The sequence below is a fragment of the Micromonospora sp. CA-244673 genome, assembly GCF_050948395.1.
In the GTDB taxonomy this organism is placed as follows: domain Bacteria; phylum Actinomycetota; class Actinomycetes; order Mycobacteriales; family Micromonosporaceae; genus Micromonospora.
Genome location: NZ_CP192019.1, coordinates 6504458 through 6529910 on the forward strand (window position 1 = coordinate 6504458; position 25453 = coordinate 6529910).

25 protein-coding genes, 4 tRNA genes and 2 pseudogenes are annotated in these 25453 nt (G+C 73.3%); 7 read left to right on the forward strand and 24 right to left on the reverse strand.

The window, feature by feature from the left end; genetic code table 11:
• Positions 1-86: 86 nt before the first annotated feature.
• The 9 genes and pseudogenes from ACQP12_RS29870 to ACQP12_RS29910 form a co-directional block, all read right to left on the reverse strand.
• Positions 87-159: transfer RNA gene (locus tag ACQP12_RS29870), tRNA-Trp, on the reverse strand.
• Positions 160-286: 127 nt separating this feature from the next.
• Positions 287-679 (reverse strand): MaoC/PaaZ C-terminal domain-containing protein, encoded by a 393-nt coding sequence (locus ACQP12_RS29875; protein WP_357938811.1) that lies wholly within the window; start codon positions 677-679, stop codon positions 287-289.
• A gap of 3 nt (positions 680-682) precedes the next feature.
• Complete coding sequence (locus ACQP12_RS29880; RefSeq protein WP_357938813.1) at positions 683-1129, reverse strand: MaoC family dehydratase N-terminal domain-containing protein; 447 nt, start codon at positions 1127-1129, stop codon at positions 683-685.
• Positions 1130-1248: 119 nt separating this feature from the next.
• Positions 1249-1416, reverse strand: coding sequence for a 50S ribosomal protein L33 (gene rpmG, locus ACQP12_RS29885; protein WP_067301359.1), 168 nt, complete (start codon positions 1414-1416; stop codon positions 1249-1251).
• A 131-nt stretch (positions 1417-1547) separates the two neighbouring features.
• A tRNA-Met gene (locus ACQP12_RS29890) sits at positions 1548-1620 on the reverse strand.
• A gap of 25 nt (positions 1621-1645) precedes the next feature.
• Positions 1646-1718, reverse strand: a tRNA-Thr gene (locus ACQP12_RS29895).
• 96 nt (positions 1719-1814) lie between these two features.
• A complete protein-coding gene (locus ACQP12_RS29900; protein ID WP_433283445.1) occupies positions 1815-4343 on the reverse strand; it encodes a putative bifunctional diguanylate cyclase/phosphodiesterase in 2529 nt (842 codons plus the stop codon).
• Positions 4344-4392: 49 nt separating this feature from the next.
• Positions 4393-4536 carry a hypothetical protein gene (locus tag ACQP12_RS29905; protein WP_192579813.1) on the reverse strand — a complete coding sequence of 48 codons (144 nt, stop codon included), beginning with the start codon at positions 4534-4536 and terminating at the stop codon, positions 4393-4395.
• Between the two features lie 459 nt (positions 4537-4995).
• Positions 4996-5148, reverse strand: a pseudogene (locus tag ACQP12_RS29910) (epoxide hydrolase); the annotation flags it as partial.
• Between the two features lie 64 nt (positions 5149-5212).
• On the opposite strand from ACQP12_RS29910, the gene ACQP12_RS29915 reads away from it, so the two are divergent.
• Positions 5213-5593, forward strand: a complete 381-nt coding sequence (locus tag ACQP12_RS29915) for a VOC family protein (protein WP_357938819.1) — start codon at positions 5213-5215, stop codon at positions 5591-5593.
• 12 nt (positions 5594-5605) lie between these two features.
• Here the strand turns inward: ACQP12_RS29915 and ACQP12_RS29920 are convergent, their stop codons facing one another.
• The 3 genes from ACQP12_RS29920 to ACQP12_RS29930 all read right to left on the reverse strand — a co-directional run bounded on the left by ACQP12_RS29920 (position 5606) and on the right by ACQP12_RS29930 (position 7186).
• Entirely contained in the window at positions 5606-6253 is a 648-nt protein-coding gene (locus tag ACQP12_RS29920; RefSeq protein WP_433283446.1) for a class I SAM-dependent methyltransferase, read from the reverse strand.
• A 222-nt stretch (positions 6254-6475) separates the two neighbouring features.
• Complete coding sequence (locus tag ACQP12_RS29925) at positions 6476-6973, reverse strand: hypothetical protein (protein WP_433283447.1); 498 nt, start codon at positions 6971-6973, stop codon at positions 6476-6478.
• Between the two features lie 129 nt (positions 6974-7102).
• Positions 7103-7186 (reverse strand) — tRNA-Tyr (locus tag ACQP12_RS29930).
• Positions 7187-7333: 147 nt separating this feature from the next.
• Here ACQP12_RS29930 and ACQP12_RS29935 point away from each other — a divergent pair.
• Together ACQP12_RS29935 and ACQP12_RS29940 are read left to right on the forward strand one after the other, a co-directional pair.
• Positions 7334-7828 (forward strand): YajQ family cyclic di-GMP-binding protein, encoded by a 495-nt coding sequence (locus tag ACQP12_RS29935; protein WP_357938825.1) that lies wholly within the window; start codon positions 7334-7336, stop codon positions 7826-7828.
• A gap of 70 nt (positions 7829-7898) precedes the next feature.
• The gene (locus ACQP12_RS29940; protein ID WP_357938827.1) at positions 7899-8198 is read left to right on the forward strand and encodes a putative quinol monooxygenase; all 300 of its coding nucleotides are present in this window, start codon (positions 7899-7901) and stop codon (positions 8196-8198) included.
• Positions 8199-8348: 150 nt separating this feature from the next.
• On the opposite strand, the gene ACQP12_RS29945 is transcribed toward ACQP12_RS29940, so the two are convergent.
• Positions 8349-9608 (reverse strand): MFS transporter, encoded by a 1260-nt coding sequence (locus ACQP12_RS29945; RefSeq protein WP_433283448.1) that lies wholly within the window; start codon positions 9606-9608, stop codon positions 8349-8351.
• 199 nt (positions 9609-9807) lie between these two features.
• Here ACQP12_RS29945 and ACQP12_RS29950 point away from each other — a divergent pair, with 199 nt between their 5' ends.
• Together ACQP12_RS29950 and ACQP12_RS29955 are read left to right on the forward strand one after the other, a co-directional pair.
• Positions 9808-10647 carry a DUF6065 family protein gene (locus tag ACQP12_RS29950; protein WP_357938831.1) on the forward strand — a complete coding sequence of 280 codons (840 nt, stop codon included), beginning with the start codon at positions 9808-9810 and terminating at the stop codon, positions 10645-10647.
• Entirely contained in the window at positions 10647-11843 is a 1197-nt protein-coding gene (locus tag ACQP12_RS29955; RefSeq protein WP_433283449.1) for an MFS transporter, read from the forward strand. The genes ACQP12_RS29950 and ACQP12_RS29955 overlap by 1 nt, the downstream gene beginning before the upstream one ends.
• A gap of 51 nt (positions 11844-11894) precedes the next feature.
• Here the strand turns inward: ACQP12_RS29955 and htpX are convergent, their stop codons facing one another.
• The 8 genes from htpX to ACQP12_RS29995 form a co-directional block, all read right to left on the reverse strand.
• Positions 11895-12773, reverse strand: a complete 879-nt coding sequence (gene htpX, locus ACQP12_RS29960) for a zinc metalloprotease HtpX (RefSeq protein WP_433283450.1) — start codon at positions 12771-12773, stop codon at positions 11895-11897.
• Positions 12774-12920: 147 nt separating this feature from the next.
• On the reverse strand, positions 12921-14387 hold the full coding sequence (locus ACQP12_RS29965) for an NADH-quinone oxidoreductase subunit N (RefSeq protein WP_433283451.1): 1467 nt from the start codon (positions 14385-14387) through the stop codon (positions 12921-12923).
• A complete protein-coding gene (locus ACQP12_RS29970) occupies positions 14384-15892 on the reverse strand; it encodes a complex I subunit 4 family protein (RefSeq protein WP_433283452.1) in 1509 nt (502 codons plus the stop codon). Before ACQP12_RS29970 ends, ACQP12_RS29965 begins: the two co-directional genes overlap by 4 nt.
• Complete coding sequence (locus ACQP12_RS29975; protein WP_433283453.1) at positions 15889-17814, reverse strand: NADH-quinone oxidoreductase subunit 5 family protein; 1926 nt, start codon at positions 17812-17814, stop codon at positions 15889-15891. The genes ACQP12_RS29970 and ACQP12_RS29975 overlap by 4 nt, the downstream gene beginning before the upstream one ends.
• A complete protein-coding gene (nuoK, locus tag ACQP12_RS29980; protein ID WP_357938843.1) occupies positions 17811-18158 on the reverse strand; it encodes an NADH-quinone oxidoreductase subunit NuoK in 348 nt (115 codons plus the stop codon). The genes ACQP12_RS29975 and nuoK overlap by 4 nt, the downstream gene beginning before the upstream one ends.
• Complete coding sequence (locus ACQP12_RS29985) at positions 18155-18736, reverse strand: NADH-quinone oxidoreductase subunit J family protein (protein WP_357938845.1); 582 nt, start codon at positions 18734-18736, stop codon at positions 18155-18157. Before ACQP12_RS29985 ends, nuoK begins: the two co-directional genes overlap by 4 nt.
• The gene (locus tag ACQP12_RS29990; RefSeq protein WP_433283454.1) at positions 18733-19317 is read right to left on the reverse strand and encodes a NuoI/complex I 23 kDa subunit family protein; all 585 of its coding nucleotides are present in this window, start codon (positions 19315-19317) and stop codon (positions 18733-18735) included. The genes ACQP12_RS29985 and ACQP12_RS29990 overlap by 4 nt, the downstream gene beginning before the upstream one ends.
• 78 nt (positions 19318-19395) lie before the next feature.
• Complete coding sequence (locus ACQP12_RS29995; protein ID WP_433283455.1) at positions 19396-19818, reverse strand: ester cyclase; 423 nt, start codon at positions 19816-19818, stop codon at positions 19396-19398.
• A gap of 95 nt (positions 19819-19913) precedes the next feature.
• Here ACQP12_RS29995 and ACQP12_RS30000 point away from each other — a divergent pair, with 95 nt between their 5' ends.
• A complete protein-coding gene (locus ACQP12_RS30000) occupies positions 19914-20969 on the forward strand; it encodes a glutathione S-transferase family protein (protein WP_433283456.1) in 1056 nt (351 codons plus the stop codon).
• A 12-nt stretch (positions 20970-20981) separates the two neighbouring features.
• On the opposite strand, the gene nuoH is transcribed toward ACQP12_RS30000, so the two are convergent.
• Both nuoH and ACQP12_RS30010 read right to left on the reverse strand, forming a co-directional pair.
• Positions 20982-21944 (reverse strand): NADH-quinone oxidoreductase subunit NuoH, encoded by a 963-nt coding sequence (gene nuoH / locus ACQP12_RS30005; protein ID WP_357938853.1) that lies wholly within the window; start codon positions 21942-21944, stop codon positions 20982-20984.
• Positions 21945-22279: 335 nt separating this feature from the next.
• Positions 22280-22903 (reverse strand): annotated as a pseudogene (locus ACQP12_RS30010) (NADH-quinone oxidoreductase subunit C); the annotation flags it as partial.
• A 114-nt stretch (positions 22904-23017) separates the two neighbouring features.
• On the opposite strand from ACQP12_RS30010, the gene ACQP12_RS30015 reads away from it, so the two are divergent.
• Positions 23018-24064, forward strand: coding sequence for a glucose 1-dehydrogenase (locus ACQP12_RS30015; RefSeq protein WP_433283457.1), 1047 nt, complete (start codon positions 23018-23020; stop codon positions 24062-24064).
• Positions 24065-24103: 39 nt separating this feature from the next.
• Here ACQP12_RS30015 and ACQP12_RS30020 read toward each other — a convergent pair whose 3' ends face one another.
• The gene (locus ACQP12_RS30020; protein WP_433283458.1) at positions 24104-25420 is read right to left on the reverse strand and encodes a DUF2252 domain-containing protein; all 1317 of its coding nucleotides are present in this window, start codon (positions 25418-25420) and stop codon (positions 24104-24106) included.
• Positions 25421-25453: the final 33 nt, after the last annotated feature.

The following is a 25453-nucleotide window of genomic DNA, read 5'->3' on the forward strand; positions in this document are numbered from 1 at the left end:
CGGAACCAACCCCGCCGATGCCACCACCACGGGCCGGGCGCCGCCGTGCGGCGGCGCGACCCACGGGAACGGTCAGGCCTGAGGCGCAGGGGTGACAGGACTTGAACCTGCAGCCTGCGGTTTTGGAGACCGCTGCTCTGCCAATTGAGCTACACCCCTGTGCGGCAACTCACCCCCACGCGGACACGATGTGCCGAGCAGGGGTCACTTGCCCCACGGCGGACCAGTGTACGGGTAGTCGTGCGACTTTCCCAACCGGTCCACCCCTCGCGCGTCGAACGGATCCTCAGCGAGGCGTCCGGATGACGGCCCGGGCCTGCGACAGCACCTTCTCCCCCAGGCAGGTCGCGGTGATGTCGAGCCTGGTCAGGCCGTCCTCGGTGACCTCCTTGACCACCGCGGCGACCTCGACCTCAGTGCCCTCGTCGGTGTCCGGCACGACCACCGGACGGGTGAAGCGGACGTTGAAGTCGACCACCGCGTCCGGCGCACCGGCCCAGGTGGTCACCGCCCGCCCGACCAGGGCCATGGTGAACATGCCGTGGGCGATCACCCCGGGCAGGCCGACCTTGGTGGCCGTCCGGTCGCTCCAGTGGATCGGGTTGAAGTCGCCCGAGGCGCCCGCGTAGCGGACCAGGTCCGCGCGGGTCACCCGGAACGTCTGGGTGGGCAGTTCCATCTCTCAGGCCTCCCCGCGTACGACGATCTTGGACCAGACCGCGACCACCGGCTCGCCGGCGACAGTGCTCACGTCGGTGCGGGTGGTGAGGAAGCCGTGCCCGCCCCGGTTCGTGACCTCCTCGATGGTGTTCACACAGACCAGCTCGTCCCCGGCCACCACCGGCCGGGTGTACGCGAAGCGCTGGTCGCCGTGCACCACCCGGCTGTAGTCGACGCCCAGCGCCGGGTCCTCGACGATCTGCTGGCTGGCAGCCATGGTCACGATCACCGGAAAGGTCGGCGGGGCCACCACGTCGGGATGGCCGAGCGCCCGGGCGGCCGCCGGATCGTGGTGCGCCGGATCGGTCGCGCCGATGGCGGCGGCGAACTCACGGATCTTTTCTCGGCCCACCTGGTAGGGGGCGGTCGGCGGATAGCTCCGGCCGACGAAGGACGGGTCCAGGGACATGCCGCGAACCTACACGGAAAGCACGAACGCCGATCCGTACGGTCGGGCGGCTCGGAGGCCGCCGTCCGTGCGGATCGGCGTTCGGAAGCTGTCTGCGGACCGGCCGGGCCGGCCGCGGGTCAGCGGGTCTCGCGGTGGATGGTGTGCTTGCCGTCCCGGGGGCAGAACTTCTTCAGCTCGATGCGGTCCGGGTCGTTGCGGCGGTTCTTGCGCGTGATGTAGTTGCGCTCCTTGCACTCCACACACGCCAAAGTGATCTTCGGCCGGACATCGGTCGCCTTCGCCACGGCGGAGTGCCTTCCTCGCTCACGGGTAACAACTACGGCGCATCAGACTACGCGCTGAATACGCGGACATGCAAAGTGGGCGCCTACGGCGCCCATCCCACCGACCACCGGGCGGGCCCGGAGGACGAGAGTAGCGGTGGCCGGACTTGAACCGGCGACACAGCGATTATGAGCCGCTTGCTCTGCCATCTGAGCTACACCGCCGTGGCGGGTCCAGCCGGACCCTCTGAGCCCCCTTACGGAATCGAACCGTAGACCTTCTCCTTACCATGGAGACGCTCTGCCGACTGAGCTAAGGGGGCCTACCCGATCACCCCGTGGGGTGTCGCGCAGAGGAAACAGTACACGACCCCGCCGTCGAGGTGAAATCGGATCCCCGGTTGTCGCGTTCCCGCAGCTCAGGGTACGACGCGCAGGCGCGGCAGCTCACCCGCCACGATCGTCTCCGGGTCGACCTGGGCGCCGAACCACGCCTCCAGCCGCTCGTACGGCAGGGGCCGGCTGAACAGGAAGCCCTGGCCGATCTCACAGCCGATGTCCTGGAGCAGCTCCAGCGTGAGCTCGCTCTCCACACCCTCGGCCACCACGGTCAGGCCGAACTGCTGCGAGAGCGTCACCACCGCGTTGACGATGGCCAGGTCACCCGGGTCGGTCGCCATCCCCTGCACGAACGAGCGGTCGACCTTGACCTCGTGCACGGGCAGCCGGCGCAGCTGGGCGAGGGACGAGTTGCCCGTGCCGAAGTCGTCCACCGAGAGCCGGACACCGAGCTCGCCGAGGCGCTTCAGGGTCGGAATGGGACGTTCGGTGCCGTCCAGCACACCGGCCTCGGTGATCTCCAGGGTGAGCCGCTGCGGCGGCACACCGTATTCCTCGAGCAGGTCCCGCACCAGGGCCGGGAAGTGCTGGTCGGTGAGCGTCCGGGCGGCCAGGTTGACCGAGATGGCGAGCGCCTGCTCGCCGTGGCTCCAGTCGCGGCTGCGCCGCAGGCTCTCCCGCAGCACGAACTCGGTGAGGCGGCCGAGCTGGCCGGTGTGCTCGGCCACCGCCACGAAGTCGTCCGGGACCACCGTCCCGTGCGCCGGGTGCTCCCAGCGGGCCAGGCACTCCACCCCGACGAGACGCCGGTCCCGCAGCGTGACCTTGGGCTGGAAGTAGACCTCCAGCTCGCCGTCGTCCAGCGCCCGGCGCAGGTCGCCGGCGAGGCCCAGCAGGCGCAGTGATCGGGACTCCAGGACCGGGCTGTAGAGCTGGACGCTGCCCGGCACCGACTTGGCGGCCGTGGCGGCCAGGTCGACCCGCTGGAGCAGGGTCACCGCGTCGCTGCCGTGGTCGGGGTGGACGGCCACCCCGACGGCGGTGTCGACGTCGAGGGTGAGCGCGTCGAAGACCATCTCGTCGCGGATCTGCTCGCGCAGCTGACCGGCCAGCTCCAGCGCCGCCTCGGTGCTCTCCAGCCGCAACGTCACCAGGAACTCGTCGCCACCGGCCCGGCCGACCAGGGCGGAGGAGGGCGCGCTGGCGCGCAGCCGCTCGGCCACCTCGACCAGGACCTTGTCGCCGGCCGCGTGGCCGAGCGACTCGTTGACCTGGCGCAGCCGGTCGACGTCGAAGAGCAGCAGTGCCACCACCTCGCCGGGCGCCGCGATCCGGACCGCCTCGGCCACCGCCGCGGTGATCCGCCGGCGGTTGGGCAGCTTGGTGAGCGTGTCGTGCTCGGCGTCGTGCCGCAGCCGGTCGACCAGCCGGGAGTTCTCCAGGGCGACGGCGGCGTGCGCGGCGACGGTCTCCAGCAGCGGAACGTCGGTGCGGCCGAAGGAGTTGCTGGCACCGAGCCGGTTGGCCACCTCCAGGGTGCCGATGACCACGGGACCCGAGCGCAGCGGGACCGCGATGACGTCCTTCACCCGCTGCTCGGAGAGGGCGGTGCGCAGCTCCGCGTCGGGCACCGGGCCCCGGCCGAGGACGAGCGTGTGACCCTCCCGCCGGACCCGCTCCCGCAGCGCCGGCGGGGTGGGAGCCACGTCGAGCAGCCCCGAGTCAGCGATCCGGGAGGTCAGCAGGACCTCCGGGTGCCGGCCCTGGGCGGGCAGCCAGAGGGTCGCGTATTCCGCCTGGAGCAGGGCCCGGACCCGGCCGAGCAGGGCGTCGGCGAGCGTGCCGTCCTGCCCGCTGCCGCTGACCGCCCGGCTCAGCTCGTACATGTCGGCGAGGGTCCGGTGCTGCCGGAAGAACTGCGTGTACGCCCGGTAGACCAGCGTCAGCGCGGTGATCAGCGCCGCGAGCAGAAGCAGCGACCACCAGGTGGAGGTGATCAGGATCAGGATGATCAGACCCGCGACGATGTTGATGGACGCGGAGAGGAGCGCCGACGGCGACCTGCGGAACGCGTCCCGGCCGGTCTGCCACCCCTGCAGCAGCGTGTAGACGCCGGCCACCGAGGTGATGCTGACCAGATTCACCATGATCGCGACGGTGAAGAGCGTCAGCCAGGTGCGGGGCCCGATCCCCTCGACCGGCGGGAGGGCCTGCAGCACCAGCACGGCGAGCGACGAGCCCGCGGCCGCGCGGGCGACGTTGAACCAGAGTTTGGTCATGCCCATCCGGTGCCACAGATGGGTGAGAGCCGCCGCCACGGTGTAGATGATCACGACCGTCAACGGGCGGGTCAGGTAGAACGCGAGAACCAGCGGGATCTCGGTGAGGGTGACGCCGAGTGACTGGCGCCGGACGGTGAAGTTGAGCACCGGCAGCCCGGCGGCCACCATGGCCATCAGCAGCAGGATCGCCAGCGGCCAGCCGCCGAACGGCTGGTCGTTGGCCAGCCCGGTGACCGTCGAGCAGACGACGGCGAAGAGAACCAGCGGAGCTGTGATCAGCCAGGCGTGGTCGTTCGAGCGCGAGCCCTTGGGGGGCTGTCCCGACATGCCGCCCCTTCCGTCGACCCGTCGTCCGGCTCAGCTCGGACCGTGACCGTCAGCGGGCGGCGGGCATGTTCCAGATGACGTCGGCGGTCTGCGCGTCTCCCAGCTCAGGGCCAGCGCCGATGAGGATGCCGCTCGCCACGGCGGCGATTGCCAGCAATGAGCCAAGCAGCCGGCCCAGCTTTCGACCAGACATGTCCGCTCTCCTGTCGGGGATCGTTCACAGGGATGGTGGAGGTTCCACGATCGTGCCACAGGGCCGGCACCCAGAAAAGTCGCGGGAGCAGCCCAGATCCGACCGTCGCCAAGGTTCCGCCGTTCGGTCCAGACCGCGGGGGACGCCTAGCCAGATCAGAGGTGTGACAGACAGTCGACCACTCCGTCCACTGCGGATTCCGACCTTCACCGCGAACCGATCAAGCCACCCCGAAAGCCCCGTTCACCCGCTGCGACGCCACGACACCACTCGGTACGCCCGGAGGACGGCATCCACCCCGGGGCATAGACCACCATACCTTTCTCCCGCCGGAACGCCAGAGGATGATCCAGGTCAATTCCATCGAAATGGCGAGCCGTCCCGGGCGATCGGTCGGGCATCCGACGCGCCCGTCCGGTGGCGGCGGCGTCCGGCCCCGCAGCGGGCCAGGTGGTCGGGTCAGGACTCGCGCAGCGGCCGGAACGCGGCCCGCACCTCGGCCGCGAACAGGTCGGGCTCCTCCCAGGCGGCGAAGTGGCCACCCTTGTCAACCTCGTTAAAGTACGTGAGGCCGGGATAGACCGCCTCGGCCCAGCTGCGCGGGGCAGCCCAGGCGTGGGCCTTCGCCTGTCGATATGAGTTGACCTGCTCGTCGCGCGGGCACAAGGCTGACCGGATGGGGACTGCCATCCGCAACATCGCGTTCGACTGCGCCGACCCGTACGAACTGGCGCACTTCTGGGGCAAGGTCTTCGACTGCCCGGTCGACGCGCAGTTCAAGCCCGACGACGAGGAGGTGGCCATCGAGCCGCCCGCCGGCGCCAGGCTCTACTTCCAGCGGGTACCGGAGCCGAAGACCGTCAAGAACCGTGTGCACATCTGCCTGCAGCCTGAAGTGCTCCGCGACCAGGAGGTCGAGCGTGTCCGCGCCCTCGGCGCCACCGTCGTCGCCGACCGGCGCGAACCGGACGGCAGCGGCTGGGTGGTGCTGGCCGACCCGGAGGGCAACGAGTTCTGCGTGCTGCGCAGCGACGCCGAGCGTGAGACAACCGCATAGGCGTCGCCGGCCTCAGGCGCGGTGGAACTCCGCGCGCCAGCGGAGGCCACCGTCCGGGGCCACGATCTCCTCGATCCGGGCCGGGGTCAGCGGGCCGGCCGCGAAGGCGTCGACCTCGGCCCGGGCCAGCGGCCAGGGCGGCCCCTCGACGACCTCGTCGTCCCGCCGGCCGGCCGCGATCGCCAGCAGCGTCCCGCCCGGCGCGACCAGCCGGCCGACCGCCGGGATCGCCCGCTGCCGCAGCTCGGCCGGCAGCGCCTGCACGTTCATGCTCTCCAGCACGAAATCGAACCCGCCCAGCCACTCGTGCGGCGGGTCGAGCAGGTCGGCGGTCTCATACCGGACCGGGGAGTCCGGGTGGCGGCGGCGCGCCGCCCGCACGGCCGTGGGCGAGATGTCGAAGGCGACGGTGGCGAAGCCGAGGCGGGCCAGATGTTCGGCGTCGCGGCCGAAGCCGCACCCCACGACCACGGCGCGCCGGCCGGCTCCGTCCGGCCGGGTCCGGTCGGTCCACTCGCTGAGCAGGGAGTGCGCCCGGTCGAGGTCCCACGGGACGACAGCCTCGCCCCGCTCGGCGTCGGCGTAGAGCCGCTCGAACCGGCCGGTCGGATCGCCCTCGGCGACGGCCGAAGACCGGTGGGTCAGATCGTTGTCGTGCACGTACGCCTCCTCGCCTCCGGGAAGCCCTGGACCCGTGGCGTCGAACCGGCGCGAAGGGCCTCACCGTGCTGGCCGCCCACCCTAGCCTCGATGCGTGTCCGGCACGTGCCCGACGAGACGGATGACCATGGATGGGACGGTCGTCAGGCCCCGGCCACCCTTGACCCCGACCGCGGCGCCGCAGTCCTTGCATCTATACGGGGGATGGGGGCGGACCGGCGATCATCCCGAGGCGTCGCTGTGCTGATCGAGATCCGTCTCGTCCTCGTGCTCAAGCTCCGGCAGGCCCAGGTCCTCGCGGGCAGCCGCGGAAAACGCGCGTATGGCGGCCTTCACCTCCTCCATGTCAAAGGGGTTCGCCTCAAGGCCAGCGCCCACCTTGGCAGCTGCGCGCACGACCTCTGGTGGCGACAGGAACACCAGGGCGGCATGTATCTCGAAACACTCGGCGACCAGACCCTGTGCTTTCTTCGCCAAACGGGCCCGCTCACCGCCGTCAGGGCTCTCTGCGTGGTCCTGCGCCGCGTGCATTGCCTCGACAGCCTTGAACCGGAATTGGCCATAGGCAGCCCTGCGAGCCTCCTCGGCCCGATGCGCGTCCTCACGCTCGGCCTGAGCCTTGAAGATCCGATGACTGTTGCGGCCTTGCAGCCATGCACCGAGACCGCCGCCGGCCAACGTGCCGGCAACCGGGATCGAAAGTTCCCACCAACGGGCCATCGGGACCTCCAGGCGTGCCCGTTGCGTGCCCGATGACGCAGTCGATCAGGGGCAACGGCGGTCAACGGCAGCCGGAACGACAAAGGCCCTCGATCCACGTTTCCGCAGGTCAAGGGCCTTGCCATTCCCTGGTGGCGGGTAGAGGATTCGAACCTCTGTAGCTTTCGCGACGGATTTACAGTCCGCTCCCATTGGCCGCTCGGGCAACCCGCCAGGGCACCCCACCGCGTCGCGACGCGGCGGCGGAAGCAAGGATAGCGGTTGTCCCCCGGGCCGCCGCAAGCGGGTACCGTCAGGGGGTCCCACGCTGGTCAGTGAGGGACGGATCAGGACAGACCGCCGGACAGCAGGAGCATGATCATGGCAGCGAACCCGTCGTTCGACATCGTGAGCAAGGTCGACCGGCAGGAGGTCGACAACGCCCTCCGCCAGGCGGAGAAGGAGCTCTCGACGCGGTTCGACTTCCGCGGCACCGGCACCGAGATCTCCTGGTCGGGCGAGGAGGCGATCAGCCTCCAGGCGGAAACCGAGGAGCGGGTCCGGGCAGCGCTGGACGTCTTCAAGGAGAAGCTGATCAAGCGGAACATCTCGCTGAAGTCGCTCGACGCCGGGGATCCGCGTTCGTCGGGCAAGGTCTTCAAGATCGACGCCAAGGTGATCCAGGGCATCGACTCGGACAAGGCCAAGGCGATCAGCAAGAAGATCCGCGACGAGGGCCCGAAGGGCGTCCAGGCGCAGATCCAGGGCGACCAGCTCCGGGTCACCGGTAAGAAGAAGGACGACCTGCAGGCCGTCATCGCGCTGCTCAAGGGCGAGGACTTCGGCGTCGCCCTCCAGTTCACCAACTACCGGTAGGACACACGCCGGGCCGCCGCGGGGATCCACGTCCGGCGGCGGTCCGACGCACCGAGAGCGGGGAGCGGAGATGCCCTACGGCTACCTCGGGTCGATGAAGACCCGGGCGGGTTGCCGGGACGACGTGGTGGCGATCCTGTTGAGCGGCGTCGACGGGCTGCGCGAGGTCGGCTGCGAGCTGTACGTGGTGGGCGTCTCCGACCAGGACGACGTCACCATCTGGGTCACCGAGGTGTGGCGGAGCAAGGAACACCACGACGCCTCCCTGCGGCTTCCCGAGACGAGGGCCGCCATCGGCCGGGCCATGCCGATGCTCACCGGCGAGTTCACCAGTCAGGAACTCACGGTGGTCGGCGGGCTCGGCGTCTGAGCGCCGGTCGCGGTCAGCGCGCGAAGATCAGCAGCAGGATCACGGTCACGACCGCGCTGACCAGGATCGAGCCGAGACAGCCGACCCGGTTCGAGAAGAAGAGGAACATTCGGGGGCTTTACCCGCCCCCGCCGGTTTGATCCCCGCGGCTCAGGCCACGAGCGACTGCTCGGCGCGTACCGCGGTGGCTTCGGCGCGGGCGATCGGCCCGGCCGGCGGCGCGGCGACCGCGGCACCGACGGCGACCGCCGCCCCGGCGAAGAGGAAGGCCCACGGCACGCCGCCGGCGTGGTCGACGATGAGCCCGGCCACCGCTCCCCCGGCGGCGCTCGCCGCCACCGACATGGTCACCACCCAGGTGTACGCCTCGTTCAGCATGCCGGCCGGGGCGATCCGGCCGACCAGGGTGTTCTCCAGCGTCAGCGCGGGGGCGATGGTGGCGCCGCCGAGCACCAGCGCGACGCCGAGCGCGGCCGGGGTGGGCATCACGGCGAAGACGGCGAAGCTGGCCGCGACCGCGCCGAGCAGCCAGGCGAACTGGCGGGTCATGTTGGCGGCGGGCTTGCGTACCCCGAACCAGAACCCGCCGAGGGCGCTGCCGATGCCCCACACGGCGAGCAGCACGCCGGCGAGGCTCTCCGGGTCGTCGGCGGTGGCGTTCCCGGCGAAGGCCGGCACGATCACGCCGGCGGCGCCGAAGGCGATGCCGATGCTGGCGACGCAGAACAGCAGGGCCGGGAAGCCGCCGACCCGCAGCGGGCCGAGACCCTTGGCGTGGTGCTCGCGGGGGTGCGGCCGCCAGCCGCGCATGACCCGGCCGAGTGCCACGGCGGTGGTGCCGGCCAGGGTGACCACGGCGGCGCCCACCAGCGCGGCGGCGGCGTCGGCGACCAGGACGAAGCCGGCCACCAGCAGCGGGCCGAGCACGAAGACGACCTCGAAGAGGGAGGTCTCGGCGGCGAGCGCGGTGTTGCGCAGGTGCGCCCGGCCGGTGGCGGGGGCCGTGAGGTCGTTCCAGGCGCCCCGGATGGCGGCCGTGAGCGGCGGGTACGTGGCACCGGCGACGCCGGCGGCCAGGTAGATCAGGGCGAGGCTGCCGGAGCCCGACCGGCTGGCGCCGAGCAGCCCGAAGAGGGCGAGCGGATGGGCCACGGCGGTGGCCAGCAGCACCGGGGTGGGGCCGACCCGGTCGGCGACACGCCCGGCGATCGGGCTGAGCGCGGCGCCGGAGAGCGCGTAGATGCCGCCCGCGACGGCGGCGAGCGAGTACCGGCCGGTGACCTCGGCGACCACCAGCAGCAGCGCCAGCGGCGTCATGCCGATCCCGAGCCGGCCGATGACGCCGAGGATCAGCAGCATCGGGGCGCCGGGGATCCGCCAGACGCCCAGGTACTGGCGCAGTGCGGCCAAGGGTGCACCTCCGGGTACGGGAAAGGTAACGAGTGAATTCCCCTCCGACCCTAACGCCGCAGGCCGCCGTGGGGGTGGTCGCCTCGCTCACACAGGAGCGGCCGGGCGGGGCTGACCGGCCGGCGAAGAACGGGTAGGTTGCTGATCGAATCAGGTCCATGTCTCTCGCGGACTCCGCCCATCGCCGTACGGAGGGCCGATGACCGGCACCGTGGAACCGCTGCGGGTCGAGATCTACTCGCTGTACGCCGACGCCCGCCCCGCCGAGGCCGCCTCGCCCAGCCTGGGGGGCTCGCTCCCGGTGCGGGCCGTGCGGCAGTGCCCGCCGGTGGCCGTCGGGTCCGGTCTCGGCTGGTACGTCCACCCGCCCGCCGACTTCGCCCTGCGCTGGGACGGGCACGAGACCGAGTGGAGCCTGCTGGAGGAGAACGAGCCGGTCCGCTGGCGTTCGCTGGCCGGTGGATACGACGGCAAGCTGCCGGACGCCGCCGCCCACCTCGCGAAGGCGCCCGAGAAGTTCCGCGACGGCCTGGACATCTTCGACAGGTACGGCGGGGAGATCCCGTTCGTCGACGTCGACCCGCGGGCGGCGAACATGGTCGAGCTGGTGACCGGCGTGGTGGCCCGGACGTCGCCGGGTTGGTGCCTGCTGGCCCGCGGTGCGCCGAACTGGCCCGCTCCGGCCGGGCTTCAGGTCTACGAGGGCGTGGTGGAGACCGACTGGTACACGTCGCTCCTGCCCACCATCCTGCGGCTGACCGAACCCGGCCGGGTGGTGCGCTTCTACCGCAGGCTCCCGCTGATGTGCCTGCAGCCGGTGCACCGCTCGGTGCTGGAGGCCGCCGGCCGGGCCGAGCTGGTGACCGGGCAGGGCCTCGGCGAGTGGCCGGACGACGTGTGGGAGGACTTCGTGGCGTTGCGCCGCCGCCGCCAGGACCCGGAGATCCGCAGCAGCTACCGCCGAGAGCAGGCGCGCCGGTTGCGCGAGCACGCCACCTACCAGCCGATCGGGGTGGACGAAGGGGACCGGCCAAGCTGATGACCGACGCCGACGAACGGCTCGCGCCCCCGCCCGGCTACCGAGCCCTGTTCCGCCATCCGGTCGCCTCCCGGCTCGTCATCGCCCGCGGCATCTCCGAGCTGGGTGACTTCGTCGGGCTGGCCGCGCTGCTGCTGCTCGCGTACGACCAGACCCAGTCGGTGCTCGGCCCGGCCGCCGTGTACGCCGCCCGGACGCTGCCCGCCCTGCTGGTCGCCACCGTGTTCAGCGGCTGGCTGGACGTGCCGGCTCGGCGCACCATGCTGGTCGGGCTGTCGCTGGCAGGCGCGGCGCTGATCGCGGTGCCGACCGCCGCGCCCCGGCCGCTGCCGGCGATCGTCGCGGCCGGCCTCCTGGGTGCGGTCCGGGCCGCGTACTCCAGCGTCAACGTGGCGATCGCCGCCGAGGCGGTGGACGGCCCGCTGCGGCTGCCGCTGTTCGGTCTCTCCGCCTTCGCGAACCAGCTCGGCCAGGTGACCGGCCTGCTCGCGGGGGCCAGCGTGACCGTGGCGCTCGGCCCGCGGGCGGCGCTCCTGATCGACCTGGGGTCGTTCCTGCTGGCCGCGGTCGTCCTGGCCGGGCTTCCGGGCGGCCGCGGGGAGCGCCGGAAGGCCCGCCCGCCGGCCACCGCCGGCGTACGCATCATCGCCGGCCACCCGGTGCTGCGCGGCGTGGCTCTGCTCACCCTGGGCACGGTGCTCTCCGGGGCGTTGCCGGAGACCCTGGCTCCCGACCTGGCCGGCGGCGGGTGGCGACCGGTCGTGCTGGCCGCCTCGGCGCTCGGCGGCGCGGTCTTCGTGCTGGTGGCGGCGCGGCGGGCCTGGCTGGCCCGGGTGGCCGGTCAGGTGGCGGCGGCCGCCGCGCTGGCCGGCGCGTTGCTGCTCGCCGGCCTGCTCGCCGCGGTCCACGCCCCGGCCTGGGCGCTGGCGGGGGCGAACGCGCTGATCGGCGCGGGTGGCGGCTGGCTCATCGGGGCGCAGGCGACCTTCGCCCGGCTGGCGCCCAGGGAGCGGATGGGGCAGGTGGAGGCGACCATCGTGGCCGGGAACATCGTCGTCTCCGGCTGCGGGATCTTCCTGCTCGGCACCACCGCCGAGCTGTTCGGTCCGGCCACCGCCTACCTGGTCGCCGGGGTGCTGCTGCTCGGGGTCGTGTTCTTCGCCCGGCCCGACCGGCTGCCCGAGGCCACCTCCTGAGACGCGTCCGCCCGCGTCCGGCTGGACGCGGGCGGAGGCGGTCGGAGCGGGTCAGCGCTGGAACTGCACCGGCCCGGAGTTGCGGGCCAACTGCTCCAGCCGGGCCACCCGCTGCTCCATGGGCGGGTGGGTGGCGAACATGGCGGCGATGCCGCCGCCCCGCTTGAACGGGTTGTCGATCATCAGGTGCGCGGTGCTGGCGAGCTGGCCCTGCGGCGGCAGCGGGCGGGCCTGCGTACCCAGGTGGATCTTGCGGAGGGCGCTGGCCAGGGCCAGCGGGTCCCGGCTCAGCTCGGCGCCGGACTGGTCGGCCTGGAACTCCCGGCTGCGGCTGATCGCGAGCTGGATCAGGGTGGCCGCGATCGGGCCGAGGATCAGGGTGAGCAGCAGCACCGCGGGGTTCGGGCCGTCCTCGTCGTCGGAGGAGCCCAACGGGATGAACCAGGCGATGTTCGCCAGCGCGGTGATGATGCCGGCCAGGCCGGCCGCCACGCTGGAGATCAGGATGTCCCGGTTGTAGACGTGCGACAGCTCGTGGCCGATCACGCCCCGCAGCTCGCGGTAGTCGAGGATCTCGACGATCCCCTGGGTGACGCAGACCGCCGCGTGCTCCGGGTTACGCCCGGTGGCGAACGCGTTGGGCTGTGCCGTCGGGCTCACGTAGAGCCGGGGCATCGGCTTGCCCGCCTGGGTGGAGAGCTCACGGACCATCCGGTACAGGTCGGGGAACTGTGCCTCGCTGACCGGTTGCGCCCGCATCGAGCGCAACGCGAGCTTGTCGGAGTAGAAGTAGGTCACGCCGTTCATCAGCAACGAGACGACGACGGCGATGACGAGACCGCCGCTACCGCCGAACCAGTAGCCGACCGCGAGGATCAGCGAGGTCAACAGGCCGAGCAGCGCTACGGTCTTGAGACGGTTGTGATGCACGATCGCTCCTTCGGTGCCGCGGACCGCGCGGGCCCGCTGACCGGTTCAACAACACCGGTACCCGCCAACCATCCTGCTCATGGCTGAAAGTTGGCTGGGGATTCCTGTGAGCGCGCTGTGCCGGACGCCCACCAGGGGACGAACCCGTCAGCGGGCCGCCACGTCGAGCACCAGCTGCGGGGCGAACCCGAGCACCACGGCCAGCGCGGTGGCGACCCCGAGCGCGACGACCACGATCCGGGCCGGGCGGACCGCGACCCCGCCGGGAGCGGCGTAGAGGGTGGCGGCCAGGCGCAGGTAGTAGGCCAGGCCGAGCACCGCGTTCAGCGCCACCACGAGGGCCAGCCAGCCGGCGTGCCCGGCCAGCAGCGCGCGGACCACGGTCACCTTGGCGAACAGGCCGGCCAGGCCGGGTGGCAGCCCCGCCAGCCCGATGAGGGCCAGCGCGAACGCGCCGCCCACCCACGGATGCCGGCGCGCCGCACCGCGCAGGTCGGCCAGGGTGCCGCCGTCACCGTCCGCCGGCCGCAGCGCCACCACCGCGGCGAACGCGGCAAGCTCCAGCAGCACGAAGAAGACGGTGTACGCGACGGCCGCGGCGTACGCCCCGGTCCGGGCATCGGCGGTGCGCCCGGCGGCCAGCGCGAGCGCGCCCAGCGGGGCGAGGATGTAGCCGGCCTGGGCCACCGACGACCAGGCGAGCAGCCGGACCGTACGCCGCTGGCGCAGCGCCACGAGGTTGCCCACGGTCATGGTGAGCACCGCCAGCAGGGCCAGGACCGGGCCGGTCACGGTGGCCGGCAGCGCCCGCTGCACCACGGCGAGCAGCGCCACCACGCCACCCAGCTTCGAGGCGGTCGACAGGTATGCCGCCACGGGCATGGGCGCGCCGTCGTAGGTGGCCGGCGCCCAGGCGTGGAACGGCACCGCGGCGACCTTGAACGCCAGCCCGGCCACCACCAGCGCCACGGCGACCGTGGTGAGCGGCAGGTCGAGCAGGCCGCCCCGGTCGGCGGCGAAGGCCGCGCCGAGCCGGTCGAGGTGGACGGTGCCGGTCACCGCGTAGAGCAGCGCCGCGCCGAGCAGGGTGACGGTGGTGGCCACCACGCTGACCACGAAGAAGGTCACCGCCGCCTCGGCACCGGCCAGGCTGCCCCGGCGCAGCCCGACCAGCACGTAGAGCGGCAGGGTGAGCGTCTCCAGCGCCACGACCAGGGTGATCAGGTCACCGGCCGCGCCGAGCACCACGCCGCCGGTCATCGCGCAGGCGAGCAGGAAGCAGTATTCCCCGACCGGGACGCCGCCGGCGCGCAGCAGCGGGCCGGAGAGCGCGAGCACGCCGAGGGTGAGCAGCGCGATGACCACCGCGACCAGCGCGGCCCGCCCGGTCCAGAGCCAGGAGCAGGCCGCCCCGACGCAGAACGTGCTGCGCTCGCCGGCCGCGCCGACCAGCGCCGCGCCGAGCGCCGTGCCCGCCGCGCCGAGGGCGGCCACGGTCACCGTGGCGGCGGCCCGCGCGGCCAGCAGGTCGACCAGGAGCACCAGCACGGCCGTGCCGGCGGCCAGGTAGGCCGGCAGCAGCGCCACGTTGTCCACGCTCTGCACGACGCTCATCTGGTCACCACTCCCACGAGGGCCTCGACCGGGCCGGACGCATAGGACAGGACCAGTGCCGGGGCCAGGCCGACGGCGAGGGCGAGCAGAACCAGAGGCGCCCAGGCGGTCAGCTCCGCCCCGGCCAGGCCCGGCGCGAGCGGGGCCACCGCCGGGCTGGGCCGCCCGTGGGTGACCCGGCGCAGCAACCGCAGGAGGTACGCGGCGGTCAGCGCCCCGCCCAGCGCGGCCAGCACCGCGAGGGTGGTCCACAGCCCGCCGCCCCGCCGGACGGCGGCCACCACGGCGAACGCCTCGCCCCAGAAGCCGGCCAGCCCGGGCAGCCCGAGCGAGGCGACCGCCGCGAAGCCGAGCAACCCGGCCAGCCGGGGCGCGGTCTCCCGCAGCCCCGACAGCTCGGCCAGCGACCCGGTGTGCGTCCGGTCCTTGACGGCCCCGGCCAGGAAGAACAGCAGCCCGGTGATCACGCCGTGGGCGATGTTGCCGATCAGCGCGGCCTGGAGGCCGGTGGCGGTGAGCGTGGCGACCCCGAGCAGCACGAAGCCCATGTGCCCGACGCTGGAGTAGGCGATGAGCCGCTTCAGCTCGTCCTGGGCGAGGCAGACCAGGCCGCCGACGCCGATCGCCGCGACGGCGAGCACGCCGAGCACCGGCGCGGCCCAGCGGGCGCCCTCCGGGGCCACCCCGACCGCCACCCGGATGAGCCCGTACGTGCCCATCTTGAGCAGCACCCCGGCCAGGATCACGCTGCCGACCGTGGGGGCCTGGGTGTGCGCGTCGGGCAGCCAGGAGTGCAGTGGCCAGAGCGGGCTCTTCACGGCGAAGGCCAGCGCCAGCAGGGTGAACGCGGCGAGCTGGGTGCCCCGGGACAGCCCGGCGCCACCGGTCAGCGTCACCAGGTCGGCGGTGCCCGCGGCGGCGACCACCACGTAGACGCCCACCAGCAGCAGGACCGAGCCGAAGAGGGTGTAGAGGGCGAACTTGCGGGCCGCCCGGCGCCGGTCCTCGCCGCCCCAGCCAGCGATGATCGCGTACATGGGCAGCAGGACGACCTCGAAGAACAGGAAGAACAGCACCAGGTCGAGGGCGAGGAAGGTGCCCAGGATGCCCACCTCGACCACCAGCAGCAGCGCCACCAGGGCCCGCCCGCTGCCGCCCCCGGCGGGCACCCGCCAGAGCGTGTAGCCGCAGCAGAGCAGGGTGAGCAGCGCGGTGAGCACCACCAGCGGCCAGGAGATGCCGTCCACCCCGAGGTGGAAGCGCAGGTCGAGGCCGGGCACCCAGGACACGTCCACCTGGTGCCAGGCCTGCACGGCCGGCCGGGGGCCGTAGCCGAACCAGCCGTGGTCGCCGCCGACCAGCGGCAGCGTGGCGAGCAGGGTCAGTGCGGCGGCGGCCGTGCCGACCACCCGGCCGGCCCGGTCGCCGGGGACGGCGGCGGCCGCGACCGCCCCCAGTGCGGGGATCGCGAGGACCGCGACCAGCAGGAACTGCCCGAACGTCATGAGGTCACTCCGATCAGGGCGACCGCGAGGCCGATCAGCAGCGCGCCGGCCAGCACCCCGGCCGCCGCCCGGGGCAGCGCGGCCCGGTGCAGCGCGGCCAGCCCGCCGCCCAGCTCGACCGCGGCCCGGCCGCTGCCCTCCACGAGGCCGTCCACCCCCAGCTCGTCACCGGTCCGCACGACCCGGGCCAGGGCGGTGGTCGGGCGTACGACGAGGGCCTGCTGGACGTCGTCGAGCCGGAACGCCCGGGCGAAGACCGGCCGCAGCGGACCCAGGTAGCGCGCCGGGTCGGCGGCCGGGTCGCGGCGCCAGCCGGCCCAGGCGACGCCCGCGCCGGCCAGCAGCAGCAGGAACGGCAGGACCAGGTTCGGCGCCAGGTGGACCAGCTCGACCGCCTCGCCGGAGGAGTCGGCGGGCACCCGCAGCCGGTCGGCGAACCACGGCGCGAAGGCGGCCAGGCCGAGCAGGGCGGCGGGCACCGCGAGCAGCAGCACCGGCCAGCGCAGCACGGCCGGCGGGTCGTGCGGATGCGCCAGCGGGATGCGGGTCGCGCCGAAGAAGGTCCGCAGGAGCAGGCGGGTCGCGTACCAGGCGGTGACCGCGACGCCGAGCAGCCCGGCCAGCCAGACCAGCCAGCCCACCCAGGCCGGGGCCGGGCCGGCGCCGTCCAGCGCGGCGGCCTGCGCGGCGGCGAGCACCCCGTCCTTGCTCCAGAAGCCGGACAGCGGCGGCACCCCGGCCAGCGCGCCGAGGCCGATCAGCATGCACCAGAAGGTCACCGGCATGGCGGCGCGCAGCCCGCCCATCCGCGACATCAGGGTGGTCCCGACGGCGTGGATGACCACGCCGGCCGCGAGAAACAGCAGCGCCTTGAAGGCGGCGTGGGTGAGCAGGTGGAACAGGGCCGCCGCGGGGGCGCCGATGGCGAGCGCGCCGGTCATGTAGCCGATCTGGGAGACCGTCGACCAGGCCAGCACCCGCTTGATGTCGTCCTGTGCGGTGGCCGCGAACGCGCCGAGCAGCAGGGTGACCGCCGCCATCACCCCGAGCACGGCCAAGGCAGCCGGGGCCTGCGCGAACAGCGGGAAGAGCCGGGCCACCGCGTAGACCCCGGCGGCGACCATGGTGGCCGCGTGGATGAGCGCGGAGATCGGGGTGGGGCCGGCCATGGCGTCCGGGAGCCAGGTGTGCAGCGGGAACTGCGCGCTCTTGCCGGCCACCCCGGCGAGCAGCAGCAGGCAGGCCGCCGTGAACGTGCCGGTGGAGTAGTCGTGGGCCAGCACGTCGGCGATCCGGAAGCTGCCCGCGCCGACGCCGAGCAGCGCGATGCCGAGCAGGAAGCCGACGTCACCCACCCGGGTGACCAGGAACGCCTTCACGGCGGCGGCCGGCGCCTCGGGCAGCCGCCGGTCGTGGGCGATGAGCAGGTAGGAGCAGATGCCCATCACCTCCCAGCCGACCAGCAGCAGGATCAGGTCGCCGGAGACCACCACGGTCAGCATCGCGGCCGTGAACAGGCTGATCTGGGCCGCGTAGGGCGGGTAGCGGTGGTCCACCTCGACGTCGTCGTGCGGGCCGCGCCGCAGGTAGCCGATCGAGTAGACCTGCACGGCCAGGGCCACCGCGGCCACCGCCACGGCGACCAGCACGGCCACGCCGTCCAGCCGGTAGCCGAGGGTGACCCGCAGCCCGCCCAGGTCGACCCAGTCGGTGCCGCCCTCGACCGGCCCGTCCACCCGGAGCAGCAGGCCCACCGCCGCCAGCAGCGCGAGCGCCGCGCCGGCCACGCCGAGCGCGACGGCCGCCCGCCGGGCCGGGCCCTCCCCGGTGGCCGCCCCGCGCGGCGACGGCGGCAGCAGGAGCCCGAGCAGGCCGGCGACCAGGGGTACGCCGGGCAGCGCCACCGCGAGCAGTCCGGTCACGTGTCCCCCTCGCCCCGGTCGGCGGCGACCCCGGCGGGCGCCTCGGTCAGCGGCACGTCGTCCACCGTGACGCTGGCCCGCAGCCGGTAGAGCTGGAGCACGATGGCCAGCCCCACGCCGATCTCGGCGGCGGCGAGCACGATCACGAAGAGCGCGAAGACCTGGCCGGAGTGCGGCAGGGCGGCCCGGACCGTGGTGTCGGCGGTGACCAGGATCAGGTTGACCGCGTTGAGCATCAGCTCGACGGCCATCAGCACGAGGACGGCGTTGCGGCGGCGCAGCACGCCGTAGACGCCGAGGCCGAACAGCAACGCGGCGGTGACGTACGGGATGACCGGCCTCACGCGCGCCCGCCCTCGTCGGCGGCGACGACCGGGCGGGCCGGCTCGACGCCCCCGGCCGGCCCGGCGGCCGGGGCCGCGCCGGGGCGGCCGATGTCGGGTCGGGAGAGCACGATCGCGCCGACCAGGGCGGCGAGCAGCAGCACCGACAGCACCTCGAAGGGCAGCACCCAGGAGCGGAACACCTGCTCACCGAGGCGCTCGGCGGTGCCCGCGGCGGGCAGGTCCACCCGGGACCAGCGAAACGCGTCGACCAGCAGCACGGCCAGCCCCAGACCGCTGCCGGCGCCGATCAGCGCGGCCGGCCAGCCGGGCCGGTCGAGGTCGTCGGAGGGGCCGATCGGGGCCCGGGTCAGCATCACCGCGAACAGCAGCAGCACCACCACCGCGCCGACGTAGATGAGCACCTGCACCCAGGCCACCAGCTCGGCGCTCAGCACGAGATAGTCCCCGGCCAGCGCGCCCAGGCAGACCACCAGCCAGAGCCCGGCCCGGACCAGGTGCCGGGTGCCCACCACCAGCGCGCCCGCGCCCACGGCCACCGCGCCGAGGGCGAGGAGCAGCACGTCCGCACCCGTCATGACGGGTCGCCTCCGCCCTGCTCGGCGCCGGGTTCCGGGCGGGCCGGGGCCGGACGCGCGGCGGGGGCCGCGGCCTTGCGGGCGGCGGTGGTCTCCTCCTTCGAGGGGTCGCCGTGCGGGTCGTGGGCCGGCGGCGGCGGGACGGTGACCATCCATTCGCCGAGATGGTCCTTGTCGTGCAGCAGGTCCTTGATGTCGTACTCGGCGTACTCGAACTCGGGCGACCAGTAGAGCGCGTCGAACGGGCAGACCTCGATGCAGATGCCGCAGTACATGCAGAGCGAGAAGTCGATGTCGAACTTGTCGAGCACGTTGCGCTGGCGGGGGCGGGCGGCGCCGGGCACCGCCACCTCCTCCTTGTGCGAGTCGATGTAGATGCACCAGTCCGGGCACTCGCGGGCGCAGAGCATGCAGACCGTGCAGTTCTCCTCCAGCAGCGCGATCACGCCGCGGGAGCGGGGCGGCAGTTCGGGGACGACGTCCGGGTACTGCTGCGTGGTCGAGCGGCGGGTCATCGTCTTCAGCGTGACCGCCAGGCCCTTCACCAGCCCCTCGCCGGGCACGCCGCTGCGCTCACTCATGCCGCCCATCCTGCCCTGTGCCCCACGCGCGCGCGACCACCACCCGGCCGATCGCCCGCCGGCACACCGCCGGGCCGGTCAGGCGTCGGTGGCCGGCAGCGGCGGGAGCATCTCGACGCCGAGTTGCTGGAGGAGCTGGAACAGCTCGTTCACGCTCCACACGTCGGCGATCCGGCCGGTCTCGTCGAAGCGGAGGAAGCTCGCCCCCGAGTAGCTGACCACCCGGCCGGTCGGCGGCACCGGACCGAACTGCCCGGCCTGGGTGCCGGCGGCCCGCCAGTGCACGGCCACCCGGTTGCCGGCGGCCACCACCTCGACGACCTTGTAACGCAGGTCCGGGAAGGACGCCCGCCGGTCGCGGTGCCAGGCCAGCGTGGCCTCCGGGCCGGTCCCGCCCAGCCCCGGGCAGGCCTCGGCGACGAGGTCGTACGCGCTCTCCTCGCGGCCGGCGTTCCACACGTCGGCGATGAAGCGTCGGGCCGCCGCCTCCACATCCGTCACCGCGGCAGCCTAGCCCCGGTCGTGCCGACTCGGCCTGCCGGAAGCCGGCGGAGCGACCATGATGGGACCGGACAGCGACATCCTCGGGAGGCGGCGTGGGCGGCAACGGCGACGAGATCCTCGACCGGACCGGCGGCAAGTACGTCGAGCCGGGCGGCGAGTTCACCCGGGACCAGCGGTACATCGCCACCCGGATCACCGCGGACGGTTCGAGCGGCTGGCCGGTGGAGCCGGGCCGCTACCGGCTGGCGGTCAGCCGGGCCTGCCCGTGGGCGAACCGGCTGATCATCGTCCGGCGGCTGCTCGGGCTGGAGGACGCCATCTCGATGGCGGTGGCCGGGCCCACCCACGACAAGCGCAGCTGGACCTTCGACCTCGACCCGGGCGGCCGGGACCCGGTGCTCGGCATCGAGCGGCTGGCCGACGCCTACTTCGCGCGCTTCCCCGGCTACGAGCGGGGCATCACCGTGCCGGCCATGGTCGACGTGCCGACCGGTCAGGTGGTCACCAACGACTACGCGCAGATGAGCCTGGACCTGTCGACGGAGTGGACCGCCCACCACCGGCCGGGGGCGCCGGAGCTCTACCCGGAGCGGCTGCGCGGCGAGATCGACGAGGTCAACGCGGCGGTCTTCGCGGACGTGAACAACGGCGTCTACCGCTGCGGCTTCGCCGGCAGCCAGGAGGCGTACGAGCGGGCGTACCACCGGCTCTTCGACCGACTGGACTGGCTGACCGAGCGGCTGACCGGGCAGCGCTACCTGGTCGGTGACACGATCACCGAGGCGGACGTCCGGCTGTTCACCACGCTGGTCCGCTTCGACCCGGTCTACCACGGCCACTTCAAGTGCAACCGGCAGAAGCTGACCGAGATGCCGGTGCTCTGGGCGTACGCGCGGGACCTGTTCCAGACCCCGGGCTTCGGTGACACCGTCGACTTCGACCACATCAAGCGGCACTACTACGAGGTGCACCTGGACATCAACCCGACCGGGGTGGTGCCGCTCGGCCCGGACCTGGCGAACTGGCTCACCCCGCACGGGCGGGAGCAGCTCGGCGGCCGCCCGTTCGGCGACGGCACGCCGCCGCTGCCCGCACCGCCGGACGAGCGGGTCGACCCCGACCACACCCCGCTGCGCGACGCCGCCTGAACCCGCCCGTCCTCAGATCGCCAGGCGGACGGCGGCGGTCAGCACGAGCTGGGCCAGGGCCAGGGGGACGAGCACCAGCCAGCACAGGCGCTGGAGCTGGTCCTCGCGCAGCCGCGGGTAGCTCACCCGGAGCCAGATGATCACGAACGCGACGGCGAACACCTTGAGCAGGGTCCACAGCCAGCCGAGCTGGGCGTCGGCGAACGGACCCTGCCAGCCGCCGAGGAAGAGCACCGTGGTCAGCGCGGCGATCACCACGATGCCCACGTACTCGGCGAGCAGGAAGAACGCGAAGCGCAGGCCGGTGTATTCGGTCATGTAGCCGAAGACCAGCTCGGAGTCGGCCACCGGCATGTCGAACGGGGGCCGGCGGATCTCGGCCAGCCCCGCCACGAAGAAGATCACCATGGCCGGCGCCTGCCAGAGCAGCCACCAGGGGCGCCACGCCTCCACGATGCCGGGCAGGCTGAGCGTGCCGGCCGCCATCGCCACCGAGGCGGCGGCCAGCACCAGCGGCAGCTCGTAGCCGAGCAGCTGGGCCGCCCCGCGCAGGCCGCCGAGGAGGCTGTACTTGTTGGCCGAGGCCCAGGCCGACATGAGCACCGCGAGCACCCCGATGCCGACCACGGCCAGCACGAAGAACAGGCCGATGTCCAGCGGCTGCCCGACCAGGTCGCCCGGACCGAGCGGGATGACCAGCAGGGCGAGCAGGTAGGGCACCAGGGCCACGGCCGGGGCCAGCCGGAACACCGGCCGGTCCGCCTCGCGCGGGGTGACGTCCTCCTTCTGCACGAACTTGATGCCGTCGGCGACGAGCTGCGCCCAGCCGTGGAAGCCGCCCGCGTACATCGGGCCGAGCCGGCCCTGCATGTGGGCCATCACCTTGTGCTCGGCCTGGCCCACGATCAGCGGCAGGGTGAGGAACGCGACGAGCACGCCCACCACCCGGAGGACCAGCTCCAACCAGTCCGGCATCAGGCCTTCCCCTCCTCGGCGTCGGTGCCCGGCGCCGGCCGGTCGGCCCCGGTGGGCCGCTCCCCCGCCGGCTCCTGCCGCGCGGGACCCGCCGGCCGCTCGCCGGGCACCGGACGCCCGAGCGGGCCGGGCTCCTGCGGCGGAGGGGCGGGCTCCCGGCGGGCCGGACCGGTCGGCCGGCTCGCGGCGGGTTCGTCCGGTCCCGGACGCGCGGGACGCTCTCCCGGCGCGGGACGCTCGCCCGGTCCCGGACGCGCGGGACGCTCGCTCGTGGGACGGGCCGGACGCTCGCCCGGTGCGGGGCGCGCCGGGCGTTCCCGGGTGGGGCGGGCCGGCGTACCCCCGCGGGGGCCCTCGCCCACCCCGGCCGCGCCGGCCGGCGTGGGCGTCGTCCCCCACTCCCCCGGCGCCGGGACGCCCGGCGGCCGGATCGGCCGGCGGCCGCCGCCGGCCTCCGACTCGCCGGGTTCCTTGGCGCCCGGCCACGGCTTGGCGACCCGGGAGGCGAGGACGAACTCCTTGCGCAGCGGGTGACCCTCGAACTCCGGCGGCAGCAGCAGCGGCCGCAGCTCGCCGTGCCCGTCGAAGCCGATGCCGAACATCTCGTGGGTCTCCCGCTCGTGCCAGGCCGCGCCGGGGAAGACGTCGACCACGGAGGCCACGACCGGCGTCTCCCGCGGCACCCGGGTGCGCAGCAGCAACCCGTGCCGGTGGCGGATCGACCAGAGGTGGGCCACCACGTCGAAGCCGTCGGCCAGCTCGTCGACGGCCGACAGCCAGTCGAAGAAGTCGCAGTCCAGCTCGGCGTCGTCGCGCGCCGCGCGCACCGCGTCGCGCCAGCTCGCCAGGGGTACGTCGACGGTGGCGCGGGCGTGGCCCTGACCGCCGGAGACCGACACGGTGGCCGCCACGGGCACGAGCAGCGCGACCACCCGCTGGCCGACCTCTTCCGGAGTCATGCCGCTGATCCTAGGGCCGCCGGCCGGGAGGCGTGTCGGGCCGTCCGCGCTCCCCCGGGCCGGATCCGCCGCTTTGCCGGGCGAGCGGGCCCGCGGCGGGGAAGGATGAACATCGTGCGCGCTGTCACTGTGGCTCCCGGAGTTCGCGACTCGCTGCGCCTCGACGACGACTGGCCCGAGCCGGCCGCGGAGGAGGGCGCGATCCTGGTCCAGGCCGTCGCGGTCGGCATCTGCGGGACCGACCAGGAGATCATCGCGGGCGAGTACGGCGAGGCCCCGCCCGGCCAGGAGCGGCTGGTGCTCGGGCACGAGTCGCTCGGCCGGGTGCTGGAGGACCCGTCGGGCACCCTCCAGCCCGGTGACCTCGTGGCGGGAATCGTCCGGCACCCCGACCCGGTGCCCTGCCCGAACTGTGCCGTCGGCGAGTGGGACATGTGCCGCAACGGCCGCTACACCGAGCACGGGATCAAGGGGCTGCCCGGCTTCGCCCGGGAGCGCTGGCGGGTGCAGCCGAGGTTCGCCGTACGCCTGGACCCGGCGCTCGCCCCGGTCGGGATGCTGCTGGAGCCGACCAGCGTACTGGCGAAGGCGTGGAACCACATCGAGCGCATCGGCAGCCGGGCCGTGTGGCAGCCGCAGAGCGTGCTGGTCACCGGGGCCGGCCCGATCGGGCTGCTGGCCGCCCTGCTGGGCATCCAGCGCGGGCTGTCGGTGCACGTGCTGGACCGGAACAAGACCGGTCCGAAGCCGGAGCTGGTCCGTGCGCTCGGCGCGACCTACCACACCACGACGGTCGCGGAGCTGGACTTCGCGCCGGACGTGGTGGTGGAGTGCACCGGCGCCCCGGTGGTGGTGCTGGACGCGATGACCAAGGCCGGGACCAACGGCATCGTCTGCCTGACCGGGGTGTCCAGCGGCGGCCGGACCATCGAACTCGACGCGGGGGCGCTGAATCGGGAGCTGGTGCTGGAGAACAACGTGGTCTTCGGCTCGGTGAACGCCAACCGGCGGCACTGGGAGCTGGCGGCGGAGGCGCTCGCCCGCGCCGACCAGTCCTGGCTCAGCTCGCTGATCACCCGCCGGGTGCCGCTCTCCTCGTACGCCGACGCCTACGCCTCCACGGGCGAAGACATCAAGGTGGTGCTCGACTTCGAGCAGTGAGGCGGGGCGCCGGAGCGCGGGCTCCGGCGCCCCGCGACCTCAGATGCCGGGCAGCCGGCCGTTGCGGAACAGGTCCACGAAGAGCTGGTGGTCCTCGCGGGCCCGGATGCCGTAGGTGTGCGCGAAGTCGATCAGGTAGTCGACGAAGCGCTCCGCGTCGGCGTCCACGACCGCGACGATCGCCTCCTCGGTGGAGTAGTCCACCAGGTCGTGGCTGGACTCGTCGTCGGCCACCGAGTGCATCCGGGCCACCGCCCGGCCCAGGTCGGTGAGCACCCCGGCGAGCTCCTCGGGCTCGTTGACGTCGGCCCAGTTGAGGTCGGCCGCGTATGGGGAGACCTCGGCGACGAGCTGGCCGGTCCCGTCCAGCTCGGTGAAGCCCAGCCACGGGTCGGCGTGCGCCTGCAACGCCCGCTGCGACTCGGCGGTCCGGTGCCCCTGGTGCCGGAAGTACGAGCGGACCCGCTCGTCGTCGATGTGCCGCGCCACCGCCGGCACCTGCGCCTGCTTCATGTAGATGACGACGTCGTTCTCCAGCGCCTGGGTGTGCCCCTCCAGCAGCAGGTTGTACGAGGGCAGCCCGGCGGAGCCGATGCCCACCCCCTTGCGCAGCACGACGTCCTTGATGTTCGCGGCGAGCGGGCGGAGCCGGGCGGTGGCCGTCGGCAGGGTGCCCAGGTAGTCCTGGAACGCGGCGCAGACCTGCTCCCGGGTCGCGGCGTCGACCTCGAAGACCCCGTCGACGAGGGAGAACCGGCGCTCGTAGTTGTCGATGGTGGTCTGCGTGGCGAGCAGGTCGACCCGGGTGTTCAGCCGGGCCTGCTGGAGCACCCGGCGCAGCACCCCGTCGGCGTTCTCCAGGGTGATCGAGCCGATGGCGTCGTCGCCGCCGGCCGCGATGGCCCGCAGCTCGGCCAGGTACGACCGGGCGAAGCCGGCCACCAGCTCCCCGATCACCCGGTCGGAGAGCGCCTTGGCGTAGCCGAGCAGGGCCACGCTGGCGGCGAAGCGCTTCAGGTCCCAGGAGAACGGCCCGACGTACGCCTCGTCGAAGTCGTTGACGTTGAACACGAGCTGCCCGGAGCCGTTCATGTAGGTGCCGAAGTTCTCCGCGTGCAGGTCGCCGTGGATCCACACCCGGCTGGTCCGGTCGTCGAGGAACCGGTCGCTGGCGAAGTCGCCGCGCTGGTCGGCGTAGAAGAGCGAGGCGCTGCCCCGGTAGAAGGCGAACGGGGAGGCGGCCATCTTGCGGAACTTGCGGCGGAACGCCGCCGGGTCGATCGCCATCGACGCGCCGAACTCCGCGGAGAGCACGTCGACGATGAAGGCGGAACGCTTGTCCGCGGACTGGGTCATGATCGCAGGCTAGCCCCGCGCCGCCACCCCGCG